Source organism: Pseudomonas sp. IPO3774 (assembly GCF_013386835.1).
In the GTDB taxonomy this organism is placed as follows: Bacteria; Pseudomonadota; Gammaproteobacteria; order Pseudomonadales; family Pseudomonadaceae; genus Aquipseudomonas.
Genome location: NZ_JACAQY010000044.1, coordinates 63,025 through 83,006, shown reverse-complemented (window position 1 = coordinate 83,006; position 19,982 = coordinate 63,025). Strand labels below are relative to the sequence as shown.

Annotated in this window: 21 protein-coding genes; 11 read left to right on the top strand and 10 right to left on the bottom strand. The window is 62.8% G+C overall.

What is annotated here, in order from left to right:
* Positions 1 to 25: 25 nt before the first annotated feature.
* From HYE77_RS23295 to HYE77_RS23280, 4 genes are all read right to left on the bottom strand, one after another.
* Positions 26 to 1,369: a cytochrome c gene (locus HYE77_RS23295; protein WP_177069463.1), complete on the bottom strand. Its 1,344-nt coding sequence runs from the start codon at positions 1,367 to 1,369 to the stop codon at positions 26 to 28.
* 17 nt (positions 1,370 to 1,386) lie between these two features.
* The gene (locus HYE77_RS23290) at positions 1,387 to 3,639 is read right to left on the bottom strand and encodes a molybdopterin cofactor-binding domain-containing protein (RefSeq protein WP_177044964.1); all 2,253 of its coding nucleotides are present in this window, start codon (positions 3,637 to 3,639) and stop codon (positions 1,387 to 1,389) included.
* Complete coding sequence (locus HYE77_RS23285; protein WP_003215609.1) at positions 3,639 to 4,094, bottom strand: (2Fe-2S)-binding protein; 456 nt, start codon at positions 4,092 to 4,094, stop codon at positions 3,639 to 3,641. Before HYE77_RS23285 ends, HYE77_RS23290 begins: the two co-directional genes overlap by 1 nt.
* A 250-nt stretch (positions 4,095 to 4,344) precedes the next feature.
* The gene (locus tag HYE77_RS23280) at positions 4,345 to 5,238 is read right to left on the bottom strand and encodes a LysR family transcriptional regulator (RefSeq protein ID WP_177036115.1); all 894 of its coding nucleotides are present in this window, start codon (positions 5,236 to 5,238) and stop codon (positions 4,345 to 4,347) included.
* A 94-nt stretch (positions 5,239 to 5,332) separates the two neighbouring features.
* Here HYE77_RS23280 and HYE77_RS23275 point away from each other — a divergent pair, with 94 nt between their 5' ends.
* From HYE77_RS23275 to HYE77_RS23260, 4 genes are all read left to right on the top strand, one after another.
* Positions 5,333 to 6,517 (top strand): MFS transporter, encoded by a 1,185-nt coding sequence (locus HYE77_RS23275; RefSeq protein WP_177036114.1) that lies wholly within the window; start codon positions 5,333 to 5,335, stop codon positions 6,515 to 6,517.
* 185 nt (positions 6,518 to 6,702) lie between these two features.
* Positions 6,703 to 7,224: a helix-turn-helix domain-containing protein gene (locus HYE77_RS23270; protein ID WP_177069462.1), complete on the top strand. Its 522-nt coding sequence runs from the start codon at positions 6,703 to 6,705 to the stop codon at positions 7,222 to 7,224.
* Between the two features lie 22 nt (positions 7,225 to 7,246).
* The gene (locus tag HYE77_RS23265; RefSeq protein WP_008434719.1) at positions 7,247 to 8,356 is read left to right on the top strand and encodes an HlyD family secretion protein; all 1,110 of its coding nucleotides are present in this window, start codon (positions 7,247 to 7,249) and stop codon (positions 8,354 to 8,356) included.
* Positions 8,353 to 9,918 (top strand): DHA2 family efflux MFS transporter permease subunit, encoded by a 1,566-nt coding sequence (locus tag HYE77_RS23260; RefSeq protein WP_008434720.1) that lies wholly within the window; start codon positions 8,353 to 8,355, stop codon positions 9,916 to 9,918. Before HYE77_RS23265 ends, HYE77_RS23260 begins: the two co-directional genes overlap by 4 nt.
* A 9-nt stretch (positions 9,919 to 9,927) precedes the next feature.
* On the opposite strand, the gene HYE77_RS23255 is transcribed toward HYE77_RS23260, so the two are convergent.
* On the bottom strand, positions 9,928 to 10,707 hold the full coding sequence (locus tag HYE77_RS23255) for an SDR family oxidoreductase (protein ID WP_177069461.1): 780 nt from the start codon (positions 10,705 to 10,707) through the stop codon (positions 9,928 to 9,930).
* A 109-nt stretch (positions 10,708 to 10,816) separates the two neighbouring features.
* On the opposite strand from HYE77_RS23255, the gene HYE77_RS23250 reads away from it, so the two are divergent.
* A complete protein-coding gene (locus tag HYE77_RS23250) occupies positions 10,817 to 11,257 on the top strand; it encodes a helix-turn-helix domain-containing protein (RefSeq protein ID WP_003215603.1) in 441 nt (146 codons plus the stop codon).
* Here the strand turns inward: HYE77_RS23250 and HYE77_RS23245 are convergent.
* Together HYE77_RS23245 and HYE77_RS23240 are read right to left on the bottom strand one after the other, a co-directional pair.
* A complete protein-coding gene (locus HYE77_RS23245; protein WP_177069460.1) occupies positions 11,252 to 11,785 on the bottom strand; it encodes a hypothetical protein in 534 nt (177 codons plus the stop codon). The two genes, HYE77_RS23250 and HYE77_RS23245, sit on opposite strands and share 6 nt — an antisense overlap.
* Before the next feature lie 46 nt (positions 11,786 to 11,831).
* Positions 11,832 to 11,993 (bottom strand): DUF2986 domain-containing protein, encoded by a 162-nt coding sequence (locus HYE77_RS23240; RefSeq protein ID WP_008434728.1) that lies wholly within the window; start codon positions 11,991 to 11,993, stop codon positions 11,832 to 11,834.
* A 145-nt stretch (positions 11,994 to 12,138) separates the two neighbouring features.
* On the opposite strand from HYE77_RS23240, the gene HYE77_RS23235 reads away from it, so the two are divergent.
* Positions 12,139 to 12,765: a glutathione S-transferase family protein gene (locus HYE77_RS23235; protein ID WP_102368774.1), complete on the top strand. Its 627-nt coding sequence runs from the start codon at positions 12,139 to 12,141 to the stop codon at positions 12,763 to 12,765.
* Between the two features lie 95 nt (positions 12,766 to 12,860).
* Entirely contained in the window at positions 12,861 to 13,487 is a 627-nt protein-coding gene (locus HYE77_RS23230; protein ID WP_177022092.1) for a LysE family translocator, read from the top strand.
* On the opposite strand, the gene HYE77_RS23225 is transcribed toward HYE77_RS23230, so the two are convergent.
* Entirely contained in the window at positions 13,484 to 14,347 is an 864-nt protein-coding gene (locus tag HYE77_RS23225; RefSeq protein ID WP_008434731.1) for a sensor domain-containing diguanylate cyclase, read from the bottom strand. The genes HYE77_RS23230 and HYE77_RS23225 overlap by 4 nt on opposite strands.
* A 309-nt stretch (positions 14,348 to 14,656) precedes the next feature.
* On the opposite strand from HYE77_RS23225, the gene HYE77_RS23220 reads away from it, so the two are divergent.
* Positions 14,657 to 15,229, top strand: coding sequence for a helix-turn-helix domain-containing protein (locus HYE77_RS23220; protein ID WP_177069459.1), 573 nt, complete (start codon positions 14,657 to 14,659; stop codon positions 15,227 to 15,229).
* A 17-nt stretch (positions 15,230 to 15,246) separates the two neighbouring features.
* Here HYE77_RS23220 and HYE77_RS23215 read toward each other — a convergent pair whose 3' ends face one another.
* Positions 15,247 to 15,855, bottom strand: coding sequence for a LysE family translocator (locus tag HYE77_RS23215; RefSeq protein ID WP_177069458.1), 609 nt, complete (start codon positions 15,853 to 15,855; stop codon positions 15,247 to 15,249).
* A 114-nt stretch (positions 15,856 to 15,969) separates the two neighbouring features.
* Here HYE77_RS23215 and HYE77_RS23210 point away from each other — a divergent pair, with 114 nt between their 5' ends.
* From HYE77_RS23210 to HYE77_RS23200, 3 genes are all read left to right on the top strand, one after another.
* A complete protein-coding gene (locus HYE77_RS23210) occupies positions 15,970 to 16,833 on the top strand; it encodes a LysR family transcriptional regulator (protein ID WP_177019879.1) in 864 nt (287 codons plus the stop codon).
* A gap of 101 nt (positions 16,834 to 16,934) precedes the next feature.
* Positions 16,935 to 17,474, top strand: a complete 540-nt coding sequence (locus HYE77_RS23205) for a YbhB/YbcL family Raf kinase inhibitor-like protein (RefSeq protein WP_087694683.1) — start codon at positions 16,935 to 16,937, stop codon at positions 17,472 to 17,474.
* A 5-nt stretch (positions 17,475 to 17,479) separates the two neighbouring features.
* Positions 17,480 to 18,289, top strand: a complete 810-nt coding sequence (locus HYE77_RS23200; RefSeq protein WP_134326305.1) for an AraC family transcriptional regulator — start codon at positions 17,480 to 17,482, stop codon at positions 18,287 to 18,289.
* A gap of 134 nt (positions 18,290 to 18,423) precedes the next feature.
* Here HYE77_RS23200 and HYE77_RS23195 read toward each other — a convergent pair whose 3' ends face one another.
* Positions 18,424 to 19,683: a serine hydrolase gene (locus HYE77_RS23195; RefSeq protein ID WP_177069457.1), complete on the bottom strand. Its 1,260-nt coding sequence runs from the start codon at positions 19,681 to 19,683 to the stop codon at positions 18,424 to 18,426.
* Positions 19,684 to 19,982 lie beyond the last annotated feature (299 nt).

Here is a 19,982-nt window from a genome sequence, read left to right as displayed (position 1 = left end):
GCCTCCCTCACAAGGCGCATTTTCCTCAGCGCATTTGCAGAATGATCGGGCTACTGCTCGCCGGGCCCGTGTGCTCACGCAACTTGCCCACCGCCTTGGCATCCACCGCCCCACCCTGATTGCCCCAGGTGCCGCGCACAAACGTCAGCACTTCAGCAATCTCCTGGTCCGACAACTGCTCACGGAACGCCGGCATGCGATAAGCGTCCGCCACATTGGCCGCCACTACGCGCTGCGAGCCATTGAGGGTGATGTTGATCGCCGAGGCGTCCTCCTTGGCCAGTGCGGAGGTGGCGCCGGCCAGCGGCGGCATCCAGTCCGGTTGCCCTTTGCCTTCCAGCCCGTGGCACGAGGCGCAGCGGGTCACATAGGTATGCGCACCCGGCGCATCCAGGCGTTGCGCAGCCGACACCGCCTGATACTGCCAGGCCGCACCGTCGCGCTGCTCGTCGCCCGGCAATGACCGCAGATAGCGTGCAATCGCCGCCAGGTCATCGTCGCTCATGAACTGCGTGGAGTTGTTGAACGCCTCGGTCATCGAGCCATAAACCACCGCATGTTTGTTGCGACCGGTCTTGAGGAACTGCACCACTTCCGGCTCGCTCCAGCGCCCCAGGCCGGTGTTGGGATCATCCCGCAGGCTCGGTGCGTACCAGCCATCGAGCAAGCCACCGGCCAGGTACGGCTTGCCACTTTCATCCAGTGCCTTCTCGTTGAAGGCCAGGCCCCGTGGCGTATGGCAACTGCCGCAATGCCCCGGGCCCTGCACGATATAGGCGCCCCGGTTCCACAGTTCATCCTTCCCGGCCTTCGCGGCATACGGCTTGCTGTCGGTAAACACGCCATTCCACAGCGCGATCGGCCACCGCATATTCAATGGCCACGGGATCGAACTCTTGATATTGGCCTGCTGCACCGGCGCCACGCCCTTCATGAAGAACGCGTACAGGGCGCGCACATCATCGTCGCTGAGCTTGGCATAGGACGGATACGGCATCGCCGGATACAGGCGGCGCCCACCCGGCGCGACACCCTGGCGCACCGCGCGGTCGAAGTCGGCGAGGCTGTAGCTGCCAATACCGGTTTCCGGGTTTGGCGTGACGTTGGTCGCGTGGATCGCCCCCAGCGGCGTGGCCATTTCCAGGCCACCGGCAAAGGGCTTGCCGTTGGGCACGCTGTGGCACGCCACACAGTCGCTGAGCCGGGCGACATACTCGCCTCGGGCGACCAGCGCCGGGTCCGTGGCGACGGGCTCGGCCCCCAGCGGCGAGACAGGCTCGCGGGTGACATACCAGGCCAGCAGGCCTGCGGCGACCAGGCACGGCAGCGCCAGCCAGCCAACGGTTCTTGCGAATCGACGGTTGTTCATAAGTGCTCAGGCCCCGGTCAGGTGAAGGAGTGGCGGCTTAACGGCATGCTGCGAACGCGCTGCCCGGTCAACGCCGCGACGGCGTTGGCCACGGCAGGCGCCACGGCGGGCAGCGGCGGTTCGCCAATACCGCCCATTTTTTCCCCGCTCTCGATCACGCGCACGTGCACCCGGGCCATCCGCGAAGGCGGCAACACCGGGTACAAATCGTAGTTACGCGCCCGAGGTAAGCCGTCCACATACACCGCTTCCTCCAACAGCACCTGGGACAAGCCCAGCGACACCGCCCCATTCACCTGCGCCTCGACAATCGCCGGGTTGACGATGCTGCCCGGGTCGACTGCCTGCCAGATGTCATGCACCTTGACCTGGCCGTTCTCGATCGACACCTCGGCAATCACCGCCGTCTGGGTGCCGAACGGTGACGCCATCGCCACCCCTCGTGCGCGCTTGCTGCCGTCCTCGGCAACAAACGGCCCACGTTTCCAGCCACCCGACAACTCGCCCACCGCCTTCAGCAGAGTGGTCAGCCGCTGGTTATCCCGCAACAGATGCAGGCGCAACTCGAACGGGTCCTTGCCCCCCTTGTCGGCCAGTTCATCCAGGAAGGATTCGTAGAAAAAGTCATTCAGCGAATTGCCCACCGAACGCCAGTAGCCCAGCATCACCGGGCCCTTCACATAGATCTGCGCAATACGCTTGTTGGGAATCGCATAGGACTTGCCGGACAGTCCCTCAAGGGCCGTCGGGTCGAGCTTCTCGCCCTGCTTGCCCGCCAGGGCCTCGGTCGGTCCCTCCGTGGCGCTCACCGCTTCAATCGCCACCGGCCAGCCGTCGCTGTCCAGCGCCCCACGGAAATTCACCGCTGCGACCGGGCGCAGCACATCCCGCAGGAATTCTTCTTCGCGGCTCCAGATCAACTTCACCGGGCGCCCCACCGCCTTGGCCAACTCGATGGCCTGCGGGTAAGGACTGGCCGAGTCATACAGGAAGTGCCGCCCGAAAAAACCACCCAACAACGGCGAATGCAGGGTAATGCGCTCCGGGGCCAGGCCGGTGCGCTTGGCGATATCGGCCAGGAACATGTCCTGCGCCTGATTCGGCAGCCAGATCTCCAGCGAACCGTCAGGGTTGAAGCGCGCCAGCGCCGAAGGCGGCTCCAACTGGGCATGGTGCAGGTACTGGTTGTGGTAAGTGGCCTCGACCCTGGTCTTGGCATTGGCCAGCGTGCCGGCCACGTCGCCCTCGTTCTCATCATCACGGGCCGGGCCGGTTTCTGCGGCCAGGCGCTTGAAATGCTCGTCGCTGGAAAAGTCCTTCGGCATCCCGCGCACCTTGGAATCAGCCGTCGGCTCCAGCCAGTCGACCTGAATCGACTCCACCGCACGCTTGGCATGCCACCAACGCTCGGCCACCACCGCCACCGCACCGGGCAGGCGATGCACCGAATGCACGCCCGGCATGGCCTTGACCTGGTCTTCGTTGCGCAGGCTGCCCACGGTCATGCCGAGTCGGGGCGCATGCTGCACGGCGGCATGGAGCATGCCGTCGACCTTCATATCAATGCTGTACAGCGCCTTGCCGGTGGACTTGTCATACGCATCGAGACGCTTCACCGGCTTGCCGATCCAACGGAACTGGCTTGGGTCGCGCAGCTTCACACTGGCCACATCCGGTACCGGCAGGTCCATCGCCCGCCCGGCCAACTCGCCATACGCAAGGGAACGCCCGGACGCCGCGTGTACCACCTTGCCCGGCTCGGTCGACAGCTCGCTCACCGGTACCTTCAGCGCCTGCGCCCCGGCCTCCAGCAACATGGCCCGGGCCAGCGCACCCAGCCGGCGCATCGTGGGGTAACTCATCCGCACCGACATACTGCCGCCGGTGATGCGCATGCCGTTCTCCATCACCACAAAGGCTTCACCGGGCGGGGCACACTCAACCAGGAACGTGGCCGGGTCGGCGTCCAACTCCTCGCCGACAATCTGCGCCATCGCGGTGAACGTGCCCTGGCCGCCTTCGATAAACGGGCTGAGCAAACGAATCGTGTTGTCCGGGCGAATCTCCAGGAAGGCCGGCACCTGCGTACCGCGTTCGGCCGTGGCCGCGGCGGTGGCCGCCTGCACTCGGCCAGACCCCAGCGGCAGGCCAAAACCGATCACCAGCGCGCCCACGGCCGTACTGGCCAGGAAGCGACGGCGGGACAGGTTCACCGGGTCAGTCAGCGCCGCGACCAAGGGCAGCGCAGTGGGATCAATGCGAATGTTCATCAGGCCTCTCCCTTCTGCGCAAGGTCATGCACGGCGGCATGAATGGCGTTATAGGTGCCACAGCGACAGAGGTTGACCATGGCGGCCTCGATCTGCGCATCACTGGGCTTGGGCGTGTGCTTGAGCAGCGCGGTGGCCGCCATTACCTGGCCGGATTGGCAGTAGCCGCATTGGGCGACCTGGTATTCGACCCAGGTGGCAACGACCCGCTTGCCGACGTCATCGGACTCGATGGCTTCGATGGTGGTGATTTCGCGGCCGACCACGCCGGAAACGGGCGTGACGCAGGAACGCACGACATTGCCGTCCACAAGCACCGAACACGCACCGCATTGCGCCAGGCCGCAGCCGTATTTGGTGCCGGTCATGCCCAGGTTGTCGCGGATGACCCAGAGCAGGGGCGTGTCGGGTTCGGCGTCGACTTGGTGGGTCTGCTGGTTAATTCGTAATTCCATGGCTCACCCGCTGATCATCGGTTGGTGTTGCATTTTTTAGTATTTTTAGACGGCAAGACGGGGCCTCGCCGCTGGGCATCGATGGCCCGTCTGGTTCGCGCGCGCGTGGTTTGAGTAGTCTAGCGGGCGATGGGAATGACTTTAGACCCTGGTTCATCAAGGCGCTATGCAGGGGTGGGCAAGATCGCAGGATTAGGCAAGTATTCAAGAGGATTGCGTCAGGGGGAGCGGCCCGTGGTGTCAGTGGCGGTCACGCCGGGTGGTGTTCCACCAGAAAGTCGACAAATGCCCTGACCCGCGCAGGCATCGCCGCGCCGCCGACGAACACCGCGTGAATCGGCTCCTGGTCTCCGGGGTTGTACGCTTCAAGCAACGGCACCAGATCACCGCTGGCCAGGTCATCTGCCACGCTGAATGCGCCAATGCGTGCGATGCCGGCACCCAGCTTGGCCAGCTGGGACAATACCTCCCCGCTGTTACCCTCGATCGTACCCGACACCTGCAGCGAAAAATCGCGCCCGTCCACGCGAAACGGCCAGTCGGGCGCTGCCCGGCGGAAGTTGAAACGCAGGCAGTTGTGGTTGAGCAAATCCTGCGGCAGCCGCGGCGTGCCGTGACGCGCCAGGTAGTCCGGGGAAGCCACGATCACCTCGCCGATGGAGCCGATAAGGCGAGCGGTCAAGGGGCTGTCGGCCAATTGACCGAAGCGGATTGCAACGTCCGCTTGCCCGCCCAGGATATCCACCACCTCATCCTCCAGCCGCAACTCAACCACGATGGCCGGGTAGCGCGCGCTGAACGCGGCAACCAGCGGCACGATCGACAGCCGCCCGTGTGCGAGCGCCGCGCTGACCCTCAGCCGCCCCCGTGGCGCGCCCTGGTCGGTGATCGCATCCTCGACTTCGGCCATGTCCGCCAGGATCCGCCGGGCGCCGCGCAAATACGCTTCGCCTTCGGCGGTGAGCGTGATCGCCCGGGTGGTGCGCAGCAGCAGGCGGGTGCCTATGCGCCCCTCGATGCGGGTGATGATGCGGCTGATGGATGACGGTGTGAGGCCCAGCACCCGAGCCGCCCCCGAGAGGCTGCCCTGCTCCGCGACCATGGCGAACACCGCCATCTCCCCCGACCGACCGCCTATGTCCACTTGTGATCTCCACGCAAAGCTGTAGTGCCCTGCCGAGGGCTACCGCCTGAAAAGTCGTGATTGTAGCATTTGACACAAAGATGAGGAGTCACCCATGCGTATCAATCCCCCCCTTGTAGCACTGTCCATCGGCGCCTTCGGCATCGGGGTCACCGAGTTTGCCCCCATGGGCATGTTGCCCGGGATCGCCGCCGACCTCGGTGTTTCCATTCCCGCCGCCGGGCTGCTGGTCAGCGCCTATGCCATGGGCGTGCTGATCGGCGCCCCGATCATGACCCTCGCGACAGCCAGGGTGGCGCGCCGTTATCTGCTGGTGGGCCTGATGGCCATTTTCACCCTGGGTAATCTGCTGTCAGCCCTGGCCACCGACTACCAGACCCTGATGGTCGCCCGGTTGGTGACATCGCTGAATCACGGGGCATTCTTCGGCATCGGCTCCATCGTGGCAGCGAGTGTGGTGGCGCCCGACAAACGCGCGGGGGCCGTCGCCGCGATGTTCCTCGGGCTGACCCTGGCGACCATCGGTGGCGTGCCCCTGGCAACCTGGTTCGGCGAGAACTTCGGCTGGCGTACGGCGTTCTGGGGCATCAGCGGGCTCGGGGCGTTCGTGATGGTGGCCCTGTGGTGGGCGCTACCGAATACGCCCGCTCCAAAAGGGGGAAGCCTGATGGCCGAAATCCGCGTACTGGGCCGCGGGCCGGTACTGGCAGCGCTGGCGTTGACCGTGGTGGGGTCCAGCGCCATGTTCACGGTGTTTACCTATATCGCGCCGATTCTGCGGGATGTCACCCACGCCTCGACCAACTTCGTCACCGCAATGCTCGTGCTGTTCGGGATCGGCCTGACCCTCGGCAACGTCTGGGGCGGCAAGTCTGCGGACCGTTCGGTGGACCGCACCCTGATAACGTCGCTCGTGGTCCTGATTGCCGTGCTGCTGGCCTTCTCTGTGCTCATGCAATGGCCGCTGCCCGCCGCCTTGTCGATCCTGCTGTGGGGCGCCGCCAGCTTTGCGCTGGTACCTCCCCTGCAAATGCGCGTGATGGAAGCCGCCAAGGATGCACCCAACCTGGCCTCGGCGATGAACATCGGTGCGTTCAACTTCGGTAACGCCATTGGCGCGGCGCTGGGGGGAGCAGTGATCAACGCAGGGCTGGGCTACCCGGCCATTTCGCTGGCTGGTGCGATCATGGCGGCCCTGGGTTTGCTGATGGTGCTGGGGCTCGGCTGGCGTTCGCGGCGCACAGGTTCACGTATCTGCCAGGCACCGGCGCAGGCATAAGGACAGCCGCGCTCAAACGGCCCCCCTACACCCTCCCCTCTGAAAAGCCCCGAATCCCGGGGCTTTTTTGCGTCTGCCTGGCCGCCATCCATCGCTGCAAAAAATTTCAACTAGTGACTTTCATTATGAAATCCACTGTGCAATATTACTTGCGTAATATTTAGCAACAGTTCCCGGAGCCCCTCATGAAGAAAGCCAGCTTCCAACTCATGCCCTGCCCGGTCGCCCGTGCCCTGGAGCACATCGGTGATAGTTGGAGCCTGTTGATCCTGCGTGATGCGTTCTACGGGCTGCGCCGTTTCGACGAGTTCCTGCAGAGCCTCGGGATCGCCTCGAACACCCTGACCCGCCGCCTGAATGCGTTGGTGGCCGGCGGCTTGCTGGAACGGCGCCCGTACCAGGACAACCCGCCGCGCCATGAGTACCACCTCACCGAAGCGGGCCGGGACTTGCGCCAGGTCATCCTCACGCTGATGGCCTGGGGCGCGCGGCATGCCGAGGGCTCGACCAAGGTGTTTCTCGCCGATGAGGCCACCGGGCGCCTGGTGGCGCTGGCGTTGATGGATGCCAACACCGGCAAACCCATCACCCGTGCGGGCCACCGCGTACATGTCAGTGCCGATGCCGAACCGCTGACCCTGTGGCGCGCACGAACCGGCCGGGCCTACGCCGAAAAAGACCAGCTGGTCAGCCCCTTCCCCCACTAATACTCAACGAGGTCATTTCGTCATGGACGCTCCAGTCAGCGCTGTGCCCGAACCCACCCAACCATCCCGGCGCAAACAGGTTTTGCGCCTGGGGCTGCTGACCCTGGCCGTGGCGGGCGGCGTGTGGTACGCCAGCCACTGGTGGCTGGTCAGCCGGTTTATCGAAGACACCGACGACGCCTATGTCGGGGCGGATGTGACGGTGATCAGCGCCAAAGTGCCGGGCTATATCAGCGAAGTGACGGTGCAGGACAACCAGTTCGTACGGGCCGGCGACGTGCTGGCGCGCATCGATGTGCGCGACTACCGCACGGCCCTGGCCAAGGCCGACGGCGCCGTGGCCGCGCAACAGGCCTCGCTCGCCAACCTCGACGCCACCGAACAACTGCAACTGGCGGTGATCAACCAGGCCAAGGCACAGATCGACGCCACCGATGCCGAAGCACAACGGGCCGGCGACGATCAAACGCGTTACCAGAACCTGGTGCGCAGCCAGGCCGTATCGGTTGAAAGCGCACAGCGGGTCAGCGCCGTCTGGAAGACCGCCCGCGCCGACCACTCCCGGGCACAGGCCGGGTTGATGGCGGCGCGCCGGCAAATCGACGTGATTGAAACCCAGCGCGGCCAGGCGCGTGCCGCGTTGCAACAGGCCCAGGCCGAACGCGACCAGGCGCAATTGAACATCAGCTATACCGAACTGCGGGCGCCGGTGGATGGTTACGTGGGCAACCGCCGCGCCCGGGTCGGTGCCTACGCCGCGGCCGGCAGCCAACTGATCTCGGTGGTGCCCGCGAAAGGATTGTGGGTGGATGCCAACTTCAAGGAAGACCAATTGGGGCGCCTGCAGGTCGGGCAAAGCGTGAGCATCCGCGCCGACATCCTCCCCGGCCGTGAATTCCACGGGCACATCGAGAGCCTGGCCCCTGCCACCGGGGCGCAATTCAGTGTGCTGCCGCCGGAAAACGCCACCGGCAACTTCACCAAGATCGTGCAGCGAGTGCCGGTGCGCGTGCGCCTCGACAGCAATGACGCCGACTTCGGCGCCCTGCGTCCGGGCCTGTCGGTGATGGCGAAGGTCAACACCGATGAGGCGTTCGAGGACCAGGCCAGCGCCCTCAAGGCCCAGCTATGAACAGCCCGTTGCCCGCCCTCAGCACCGCACAAAAGGTCGCGGCCTTCGCCACCATGTGCGTGGGCATGTTCATCGCCTTGATCGACATCCAGATCGTCTCCGCCTCCCTCAAGGACATCGGCGGCGGGTTGTCTGCCGGCGCGGACGATACGGCGTGGGTGCAGACCGCCTACCTGATCGCGGAAATCATCGTGATCCCCATGTCAGGCTGGCTCTCCCGGGTGATGAGCACGCGCTGGCTGTTCGCGGCGTCGGCGGCCGGGTTCACCTTGACCAGCCTGCTGTGCGCGATGGCCTGGAACATCCAGAGCATGATCGCGTTTCGCGCCTTGCAGGGGTTCCTGGGGGGCTCGATGATTCCGTTGGTGTTCACCACCGCGTTCATGTACTTCAACGGCAAGCAGCGGGTGATCGCCGCCTCCACCATCGGCGCCATCGCGTCCCTGGCCCCCACATTGGGCCCGGCCGTGGGCGGTTGGATCACCGACATCTCCTCCTGGCATTGGCTGTTCTACATCAACCTGCTGCCCGGCCTCTTCGTGACCTTTGCGGTGCCGATGCTGGTCAAGGTCGACCGCCCCAACCCGTCATTGCTCAAGGGCGCCGACTATATCGGCATGGCGTTGATGGCGGTGTTTCTCGGCTGCCTGGAATACACCCTCGAAGAAGGCCCGCGCTGGAACTGGTTCAGCGACAGCACCATCTCGACCACGGCCTGGATAGCCGCAATCAGCGGCGGGCTGTTTATCTGGCGTTGCCTGGAGATCAAGGAGCCGATCGTCGACCTGCGCGCGCTTCGGGACAGGAACTTCGCCCTGGGCTGCCTGTTTTCATTTATCACCGGCATCGGCATTTTCGCCACCATCTACCTCACGCCGCTGTTTCTCGGGCGGGTGCGCGGGTACGGCTCGCTGGATATCGGCCTGGCGGTGTTTTCCACGGGGGTGTTCCAGTTGCTGGCGATCCCGGTGTACGCCTTGCTGGCCAATCGTTTCGACCTGCGCTGGATTTTGATGTTCGGGTTGTCGTTATTCGCCCTGTCGATGTGGGACTTCTCCCCCATCACCCATGACTGGGGCGCCAAGGAGCTGCTGCTGCCCCAAGCCATACGCGGGTTTGCTCAACAAATGGCAGTGCCGCCGGTGGTCACCCTGACCCTCGGCGCACTGGCCCCCGACCGCCTGAAGCTCGCCTCGGGCCTGTTCAACCTGATGCGCAACCTCGGCGGCGCCATCGGCATCGCCGCCTGCGCCACGGTGCTCAATGACCGCACCAACCTGCACTTCTTGCGCTTGGCGGAACACCTGAACATCCGGAACGAATCGATGAATGTGTGGCTTGACCAGCTTTCCGGGAATGCCCAGTTGCTGGGACAAAACAGCCTGGATTCGAGCCAGTTCGCGCTGAGTCAGCTGTGGGCGCTGACCTGGCGCGAGGCGCAAACGCTGACCTATGCGGACGCATTCCTGATGATCATGGTGTGCTTCATCGTCGCCGTGCTGCTGGTGCCGTTGATGCGCAAGGTGCAGCCGCCGAAGCAGCCGACTGCGGATGCGCATTGAATCGTCCGATCATGTTGAAGGCCGCACCGGCGCCAGCCGGCTGAGCTTGGTCATCTGTTTGAATATCAGGCCAGGCGCAACCCGGCTGGCTACCTTCAGCACCTTGCTCAACCCCGGGCATATGTCCAGTTGGCCGGCTTCGATTTGCCGGATGCAGTGCTGCACCATCAGCACCGGGTCCATGCCTTTTTCGTTCTTCATTTCTTCCGCGAACTCGGCCCTGAGCAGAGGTGTTTCGGTGCCGGGTGGGGCAAGCTCCACCACGGTGACGGCGCTGTGCTGAAGCTGTGCCCGCAGGCACTGGGTGTAAGCGTGCAATGCGGACTTGGACGCACTGTAGACGGGCGCCGCCGGAAACGGCACAAACGCCAGCCCGGACGAGACGTTAACAATCAGGCCGCGCGGGTGCTTGAGCAGCCAGGGAAGAAATTGCTGGATCATCCGGATCGGGCCGTTCAGGTTGATCTCGATCTCTTCAGTCACGTCCTCCAGCGCCCGCTCCCCGGCCAGCTTGATATTGCGCATCACGCCCGCGTTATTCACCAGCGTATCGAGCCCAGGGAACTGACCGGTGACTGCCGCAAACAGCGTTTGGATGCTGGCGGGGTCGCGCACGTCGCTTTGAAACGTGTGCAGGCTCGGCAGCAGTTGCCGCGCCTCGTCCAGCCTGTGCTGATCGCGGCCCGTCACGATCACGGTATTGCCTCGTGCCACAAGCTGGCGGGCAAGCTCAAGCCCGATACCACTCGAACCTCCCGTCACTAGCACTGTTCGTCCGGTCATCTTCATCGAAACTCTCCAATGGTGGGTCACACGCAAGGAGCTTGAGGGATACACTGGCCTTAAGTAAGTAGGCACCCAAAAGATCTATACGCACCTCAAAGAGAGTGTCCAACGAATGAACAAACACCCTGGCTTTACCGACGAGCAGATTGCCGCCGCCCAGTTTTATGCCCGGCAAACACCCCCGAAGGATCTGGACCCACGGATCGCGCCCCTGGTGACCGACCTGATAGGTCGCGTTGCAGACAAATGGACCATGCTGATTCTTGAAGCCTTGATCGAGACGACGCCGCTGCGCTTCACGCGCCTGAGTGAGCGAGTCGGCGGCATCAGCCAGAAGATGCTGACGCAGACTTTGCGGGGGATGGAGAGGGACGGCTTGGTGGTGCGCAAGGTCTACCCCGTCGTACCGCCGAAGGTTGAATACAGCCTGACAACCCTCGGCTTTACGCTGGGTGCCGCCTTTTGTGGCGTGTGGGTCTGGGCGGCAAACAACCTGGAGGAGATTGAACAGGCACGGGCAGATTTCGATCTACGGTGCAACACCGAGTCATAAGGCCGCAAGGTACTGGAGCACCTCTCCAATCCCGTCAATATCGGCAGCCTCGCTCACGGCGGCTTGCGGGCTGCACCATGGGTAACTCAGGCCGGACACCCAGCTCATCACGCTCCCCAGGTCTGACGCCAGCAGTGTCTTCATATGCTCGATGGTAATCGTCAGCCTTTCGACCAGCCCCGATTCGACACTGAACTGCCACTCATACACCCCGCACCCAACCCGGGCTTCGCCGGAGTTCTTGTCGGACATGCCCACCAGCCATTTGCACTGATAGGTTTTGGCCCCCGCCTGCGGTGGCTGCCCTAGGCAAAACGTATAGACGTTTTCAAAGGTCTGCCCGAACCGCCTCACCAGCACATCGCCGATGCCGCCCACCCCTTCGACGTGGGGCGGAAACGAGATGGACCCGGTGCGCACCACCATGTCCAGGATTGCCTCGGGAACAAACGCCCGGCTGAGCAAATGCGGGCGGTTGCCGTCCTTGGCGAGTATGTAGTGCTGAATCGCGAGTTGAGCAGTGTTCATGGTTTTTCCGTCGATTCCCTATCAAGTAATGCTTAGGCCTTCTGGATCAGCTCTCAGAGGTAACAACAGGCTCATCACCGGACTCGGCAGCCAGCTTCAATCGGTCTGCCTTGCTGATGTATTTATCCTTTTTGGCCGGTGCCAATTTGGCGCTGGCCTTTTTGGCCTTGGCCTTGAACAGCTGCTGTAGTTTTTTTTGACGATTCATGTTTTCTATCCGGTGTGTAATCAGTGCTTGCCGGCGTGATTATCCATCTTTCATGCCTTTATCGAAGCAGATTTAATTCACGGCACTCCACAGCGCCACCGCGGTCTGTCCCTATACGCCTCTATTCTCGCCCAGCGGAGCCACCATGATCATCGTCCACCACCTCAACAACTCCCGTTCGCAACGTATCCTGTGGCTGCTCGAAGAACTCGGCCTGCCCTACGAGCTCAAGCGCTACCAGCGCGACCCGAAAACCAACCTCGCGCCCCCTGAACTCAAGGCGATCAATGCCCTGGGCAAATCACCGGTGATTCAAGACGGTCCCCACGTGGTGATCGAGTCCGGCGCCATCATCGACTACCTGATTCGCCGCCATGGCAACGGCCGCCTGCAACCGGATCCGGCCACTGCAACCTATGACGAATACGTGCAATGGCTGCACTTCGCCGAAGGTTCGGCCATGCTGCCACTGATGCTCAACCTGTACGTCGGGCGCCTGGGTGACGCGGGTGCGCCGTTGCATCCGCGTATCGAATCCGAGGTGGCGAACTACCTGGGTTATCTGGACAACGCACTGGGGCTCACGCCGTACCTGGTGGGTGACGAATTGACCGGCGCGGATATCCAGATGAGCTTCATCGGCGAAATCGCCCGGGCTCAGGGCAAGCTGCAGGCCTACCCGAATGTGGCGGCGTGGGTGCAACGCTTTCAGGAACGGCCGGCGTATCGCAAGGCGCTGGAACAGGGTGGCGCATACGCGTTCGCGAAGTAAAAGGCCAGGCGGTTCCGGCGGGTGTTCATCTGTATTGCGTTAATCCCCGGGATGAGGATTACTGTAGGACGCATCCGGCATTGAGATAACACAGCATGTTCGAACTCGCCCCCATCCTGACGTATGTCGCCGTGGTCATCGGCCTTTTCCTGATTCCCGGCCCAGCCGTGCTGCTGGTGATCACCCGCACCCTCCAGGGTGGGCGCAAGGTCGGGATTGCCACCGGGCTGGGGGTGGCCTCGGGCGACCTGATCCATACGCTGTGCGCGGCGCTCGGCCTGTCGGCCATCCTGATGACCTCGGCCGTGGCGTTCAACGTGGTCAAAATCGTCGGTGCCTGCTACCTGATCTACCTGGGCGTACGCGCCTTCATGGCCAAGCCTGGCGTAACCACGCGTAAAGACCTGCCCACGGTGACCTCGACCCAGGCGTATTTCCAGGCGGTGGGTGCCGAAGTGCTGAACCCGAAAACCGCGATTTTCTTCCTGGCCTTCCTGCCGCAGTTTATTCACCCGGAATCGGGTTCTTCCCTGGCGCAGTTCGCGGTGTTGGGGTTGATCTTCTCGGGGCTCAGTGCGGTGTACACCACGCTGATTTCGGTGGCGATTCGTCCGTTGAGCCAATGGATGGTGGGCCTTTCAAGGCTGCGCCGTTGGGAGGGGAAGATCATTGGGACGTTGTTCATGGGATTGGGGCTGAAGATTGCTTTCCAGCAGCGTTAATCGGTTGCAAACCGCTGCCTTTTAACCCGGTACATCTCACCATCCGCGTGACTGAGCAGGCTGTCGGCATCTGCTCCATCCGCCGGGTAAAACGCTACGCCGATACTGCAGGACGGCATCTTGACCGCGCCAAACTCAGCGCTCAGGGGCTGGGTCATCACCGCAACTATCTGCTGCACTTTGGCCGACACGGCTTCCGGTGATTGAATATCCGTCAGCAGCACGGTGAATTCATCCCCGCCCATCCGGGCCACCAGGTCGCTCTCACGCACACACCCTTCCAACCGTCGTGCAATCACGCAAAGCACGCGGTCGCCCACGGCATGCCCGTGCACATCATTGATGGCCTTGAAGTCATTCACGTCCAGAAACAGCAAGGCCAGAGGACTTTTGTGGTGGTGAGCGGCTTGCAGGGCCTCGTCCAACCGGTCATTGAACAGCGAGCGATTGGTGAGGGCCGTCAACGGGTCGTGATGGGCGAGGAAACGCAGCTCTTCCTCCGCCTGCGTCAGGGCGGTTACGTCCCGCGCAACACCGATCCGCGCCCCCACTTCCTCGGACCAGAAGGCCGCCCACAGAATGTGCACCACACTGCCATCCTTGCGGATATAGCGGTTGCGGAAGTCGACGTGGGGCTTGCCATTCATGACCCGCACAATCGACGCCCGGGTGCGGGCCAGGTCTTCAGGGTGCATGTAGTGGGTGATCAGGGTGCCGGTCAGTTCCTCGGCGCGGTACCCCAGCAGCGCTTCGCAGGCATCACTCACAAACACGATCTGGTTTTCACTGTCGACCACGAACACCGTATCCAGCATCAAGTGGATCAGTTTGGGATAGAGGGCTTGCAGGTCAACGGGCATAGGTCTGGGGAGCGTCTGGTTCGGATTGGGCGATCATAGCCCGATCCCGAAGGATGGCGAAAAGGAATCATAGCGGCCCGCAGAATAGCCCCCGGCAATGTTGCTGCGCCAACTGCGTCGCCACCAGCAGGCTGCGCCACCCTTCAAGGTCGTAGGAGAGCGCCCGCCAGAGCAGCCACGGCCAATAGTCGCAGAGGTGGAACACGCACCAGATCATTCGACACTCGGTTTTTATAATGAACGAATGATTGCTATGCTGAACACCCGGCAACAAAGCGTCAACCCATTTATGGATGATTTGAAGAACAAATGACCGACATAACGAACAATCTCAATCTAAGCCGAATCGACCTGCTGGCCCTGTCGATCAAGCGCGAACGCCAGGCTGCGGGGCTTTCATTGACTGAACTGGCAAAACGCGCAGGCGTGGCGAAGTCGACCTTGTCCCAGCTGGAGTCCGGCATCGGCAACCCCAGCATCGAGACCCTGTGGTCGTTGGCCACGGCGATGGGCTTGCAGGTGACCCGGTTCTTCGAACAACCCCAGCAACACCTGCGGGTAATTCGCGCCAACGAGGGCCTGACCACCTATACCGAAACCGGCCACTACGCGGCCACACTGCTTGCGGATTGCCCGGCGGGCGTGCGTCGCGATATCTACCGGCTAAAGGTACAGCCGGGCGAAGCGCGCCTGTCTCAGCCCCACCCTGCCGGCACCGTCGAGCACGTGCTGCTGTGCAGCGGCAGCGCGAATATCGGCCCGGCCGGTGCGCCTGTGCTGCTGCACGCCGGCGACTACATCAGCTACCTGGCGAATGCGCCCCATGTGTTCGAAGCACTTGAGGCGGATACTACGGCGGTGATGGTGATCGAACATCCCTAAGCCGCGGGGATGTGCCCTCAGGCATGGATAGGCAGGGCCAACCCGAACAGAACAAAAAACCCGCCGCAGACTTTATTGAATCGGCGCCCGGTTCGCGCCAGCCAGGGCCGTACCCGGTGCGCGGCGCTGGCCACCAGGTACTCGACGATGAACTCCACCACGGCGTAGGTCAGGGCGATGGTGAGTGTCTGCGCGATGATGCTCCGGTGCGGGTCCAGGAACGGTGGAATAAACGCGGTGAACAGCAGCAAGGCCTTGGGGTTTGAGATCGCCGATACCAGCCCCTGGCGGAACAGCGGCCAGCTCCGCGAGCTGGTAGTGCCGCTCGCCTCAAGGCTGACCGGTGCCGCCCGCCACAGCCCGAAGCCCAGCCAGATCAGGTACAGCCCGCCCGCCACCTTCAAGGCCGTGAACAAACTGGCCGATGCCTGGATCAGCGCACCCAACCCCAACGCACACAGCGCCAGCACAATCGCAAAACCGAGCACGCCGCCGCTGATGGTGAACAGCGTTTTGCGGCTGCCGTGAAGCGCACCGTGGGTCAGCGCCAATAACGCATTGGGCCCTGGCACCACCGAGATGCCGAAGCAGGTAACCAGGTAAAGCAACCAGGTATCAAAGGGCATGGATCCGATCCAGAAGGTGTTGGTTCAAGGCAGAATGTTGCGGGTGAACAAGCGTCCATGAAAAGCGCATAATTCAGGCTTTAGCCATTCGATTAACGAATAGAGGTCAGCGCGATGCCCGCCAGCGATTTGCAACTCGATTGGCTCAAATGCTTTGTGGCCGTGGTGGATGCCGGCTCGTTGTCTGGCGCCGCCCACGAGGTCAACCGCTCGCAGTCCGCCGTCAGCATGCAGATGAAGAAACTCGAAGCCGCCCTTGGACGACAGCTCTTGAGTCGCGGCCCGAGGCACCTGCAACTGACTGCCGATGGCCAGACGCTGCTGAGCTACGCCCGGCGCATGCTCGCCCTGCACGCTGAAACCCAGGCGGCGTTTCACGGTGAAGAGCTGACCGGGCGCATCCGCCTTGGCGTTGCCGAAGACTACGCGGCCCGGTACCTCACGCCGCTGCTCAAACGCTATTCGCCGCGCTACGCCGGTGTGGAAATCGAACTGACCTGTGAACAGTCGACCACGCTGATCCCACAGTTGCGCAGCGGCGATCTTGACCTGGCGCTGGTGTCTCGGGACTCGCCCCAAAGCGGCACCTTCCTGTTCAAGGAGCCCATGGTATGGGTAGGTTCACCGCAGTTCGAACTGTGGCGGCGCGACCCGATCCCCATCGCCGTCTACGAAAGCGCAAGCCTCGCCCGGCGGTATGCGGTGAACGCACTCACCCAGCAAGGCCGCGAATTCAAGGTGGTGTACAACAGCTCCAGCCTTGCCGGCCAGGTGGCCGCCGTCGAGGGCGGGCTCGCGATTGCCGCGATTACCCAATGCACCGTGCAGGATTCGCTTCAGGTACTCGGTGACGAGCACGGTTTGGGCAGCATTGAGCCCATGGAGGTTTCGATTCTGCGTAGCCGGGCGTCCCGCGGGTCCAAGGCGGTCAATAGCCTGCATGCGTTCATCATCCGGACGCTGAGGGCTCAGCCTTAGTGAGCAGAGCGTTTCGGCACAATCATCGAGCGCTTCGGCGCAGTGCCGTGCCTACGCGCTGTTTAGGATCAAGGCTCAAACCATGCCTGGACACCACCGCAATGAAACTCAAAGCACTTGCCCCCGCGATCACCCTGATCATGGCCGCCAGCGGACACGCCGCCAGCTTCTCACTCAACAGCCCGGACATTGCCGACCAACGCCCGCTGACGCACCTGCAGGAATTCAACGGCTTCGGCTGCAGCGGCGGCAACACCTCCCCTGCCCTGTCCTGGGCCAACGCCCCGGCGGGCACCAAAAGCTTCGCCATCACCGTCTACGATCCCGACGCCCCGACCGGCAGCGGCTGGTGGCACTGGACGGTGGTGAACCTGCCCGTCACCGTCTCCAGCCTGCCGAGCAATGTGGGCACCCACCTGCCGGCCGGTGCAGTGCAAGGCCGCACGGACTACGGCCAACCCGGCTTCGGCGGCGCCTGCCCGCCCGTGGGTGATAAACCGCATCGCTATCAATTCACCGTGTGGGCGTTGAAAGTCGCCACCCTGCCGATCGACAATCAATCCAGCGGCGCCCTGGTCGGCTACATGCTCAATGCCAACAGCTTGGCCAAGGCCACAATCACGGCCCCTTACGGACGCTAGTCACGATGGATGTTCACGAAGGTCTGCGGCACCGGGAAAGCATCATCGAAAGCTGCGTGATCAGGGCCCGGCAACACCATACCCTGCAACGCGTGCCGATCTTCATGAGCGCCCTTTGCCGCGTGCGCCAGGGGCAAAAACTGATGCAGTGGGATGAGCGCGAAATGCGCGCTGGCCCACAGCACCTGATTCTACTGCCGGCGGGCCGCGAGCTTGGGGTGACCAATTTTCCCGGTGCCCAGGGTGACTACATCGCTGACGTGGTGTCGTTTCCGGTGCCGGTGTTGCGTAACTTCGTTGCCCGGTATGGCGCGCAGTTCAAGGGCAGCATGCATGCCGACCTGTGCGTACGCCTGGACAAACAGACCCGACAAGCCTGGGACCAATTGCTGACAGCACTGAGCACCGGCGCCCCGTCGGCCCTGTGCACCCACTATGGCGAGGCCGTGTTGCTCTGCCTGTGCCTGGCCGGCCAGGCGGGACCGTTGCTGATGGATCGCAACGACCCCTTGAGTGAACGCGTGCAGCGGTTGATCGGCAGCAACCTGTCCAGGGACTGGACCGTTGCCACGGTCGCGCAGCAGTTGAATCTGGGGGAATCGACGTTGCGTCGGCAGTTGGCCAATGAGGATGCGAGCTTCAGGGCCATCCTGGAAAATGTTCGGCTGGGGGCGGCGTTGCAACAGCTGCAAACCTCCAGGGATTCCATCGGGGAGATTTCCAGTGCGTGCGGGTATGCGTCGGCGTCGCGGTTTGCGGTGAGGTTCAAGTCACATTATGGGCTTTCACCGCGGTCGTTGCGGGCGGCTATGTGAGATACACACTACCTGAGTAGCCCATAACCTGTGGCGAGGGAGCTTGCTCCCGCTGGACTGCGCAGCAGGCCCATTTTTTGGGGCCGCTGCGCGCCCCAGCGGGAGCAAGCTTCCTCGCCACAGGTACTTCGCGGTTATTGAAGCGCTTTGGCAACCGCATCAAAGGCAAACATATCGTCGATCACCTTGCCACCCGTGGGTTTGGTCTGCGCCTGCCACACCACAATCACCACATTCCTGGTCGGATTGATGTAGAGGTACTGACCAAACGTACCGGCCGCCGTAAAGGCTTTATCCGCTTTGGAGGCGTCGGTCCAACCTGGCCACCACATGGACGCAAAGTCACCGTACGCCGCATCTGAACCCGTAGTCGCGCTGGCAAAACTCAACCAGCCTTCAGGCAACACTGGCTGCCCACCGGCCTTGCCACCGCTAAGCACGAACTGCCCAAAACGCCCGTAATCCTCAAGCGTCGCGCTGATACCGCTGCCGCCCACTTCATTGCCATTGAGGCCGTCGAGCCACCACTTGGCATCGGTTTGCATGCCGTAAGGCGCCCAGATCTTCTCGCTCAGGTATTGCGTCAGTGGCTTGCCCACCGCAGCGCTCACCAGTTGCCCCAACACTTGAGTTTCACCGGTGCTGTAGTTGGTGCGAGTGCCAGGCGGCGCGGCGGTGGGCAGGCTGGCCATGAACTTGAGGAGCGACCCGGGCACTTGTTCGCTGCGCAGTTTGATCAAGTGGCGCTCGTCCGAGGTAGGGTCCGTGTATTGCTCGTTCCACTTGATCCCGGAGCGCATGGACAGGATCTGGCGCACGGTGACCTGGTCGTAACCGCTACCGGCCAACGCGGGTAAATAACGGGTGACCTTGTCATCCAGGCTCTTGATGGCGCCGTCCTGCAGCGCCGCGCCCACCAGCGTCGAGGTGATGGACTTGGCCACCGACATCGACATCCACCGGGTGTCGGCGGTGTTGCCTTTTTCATAACGCTCATCGACGATCTTGCCGTCCTTGAGCACCAACAGCCCGGTTACCCGGTTGATCGCCACGTAGTCATCGAGGCTGTAATGCTTGCCTTTGTAGTCAAAGGCAACCGGCCCGAGTGGCTGGCTGCTGCGGGGTAACGGGAACGGATGGCCGCCCGCCTTGATCGTGCGCGTCGGGAACAATCGGTCGGTATTACGGAAGGTAGTGACCGCCAAGTCCTCGCTGAGCCTGCCGTCATAGATGGCCTGCACGTCGCCAATCGGTTCCTGTACATGAGGATAAGGCTTCGCGGGATCCGGGGTGGCCGCGCAGGCGATTAACGACAGCGCAAGTGTCGACGCACACACCAACACATGAAGCGCGCTGCGTTCAACCAGGGATGAAGGGCGATGAAGCACGGGCATAAACACCTCTTTATTATTGTTTGATCGGCCTTGAAACGCTTCGGCACGTAAGCAAAACCGACATGCCGAGGCTCAGGATGCAGCGGGGGATTTTTTCTGGCGCGCGGGATCGGGCCGGATTACGCGCGGAGTCGGGCCATGGGCAATCGAGAGGGTCTACACGGAAGAGAACGCTCTACGCAGGCAGTCTTATCAACGAGACTGATGATTACTATCGAACCGGTCGCCTATTGGCTTACCAAAACCGATTCCTATAATCGCCTCCACTTTCTCCCTCCCGTCTGCCCGCAGGCGAAATC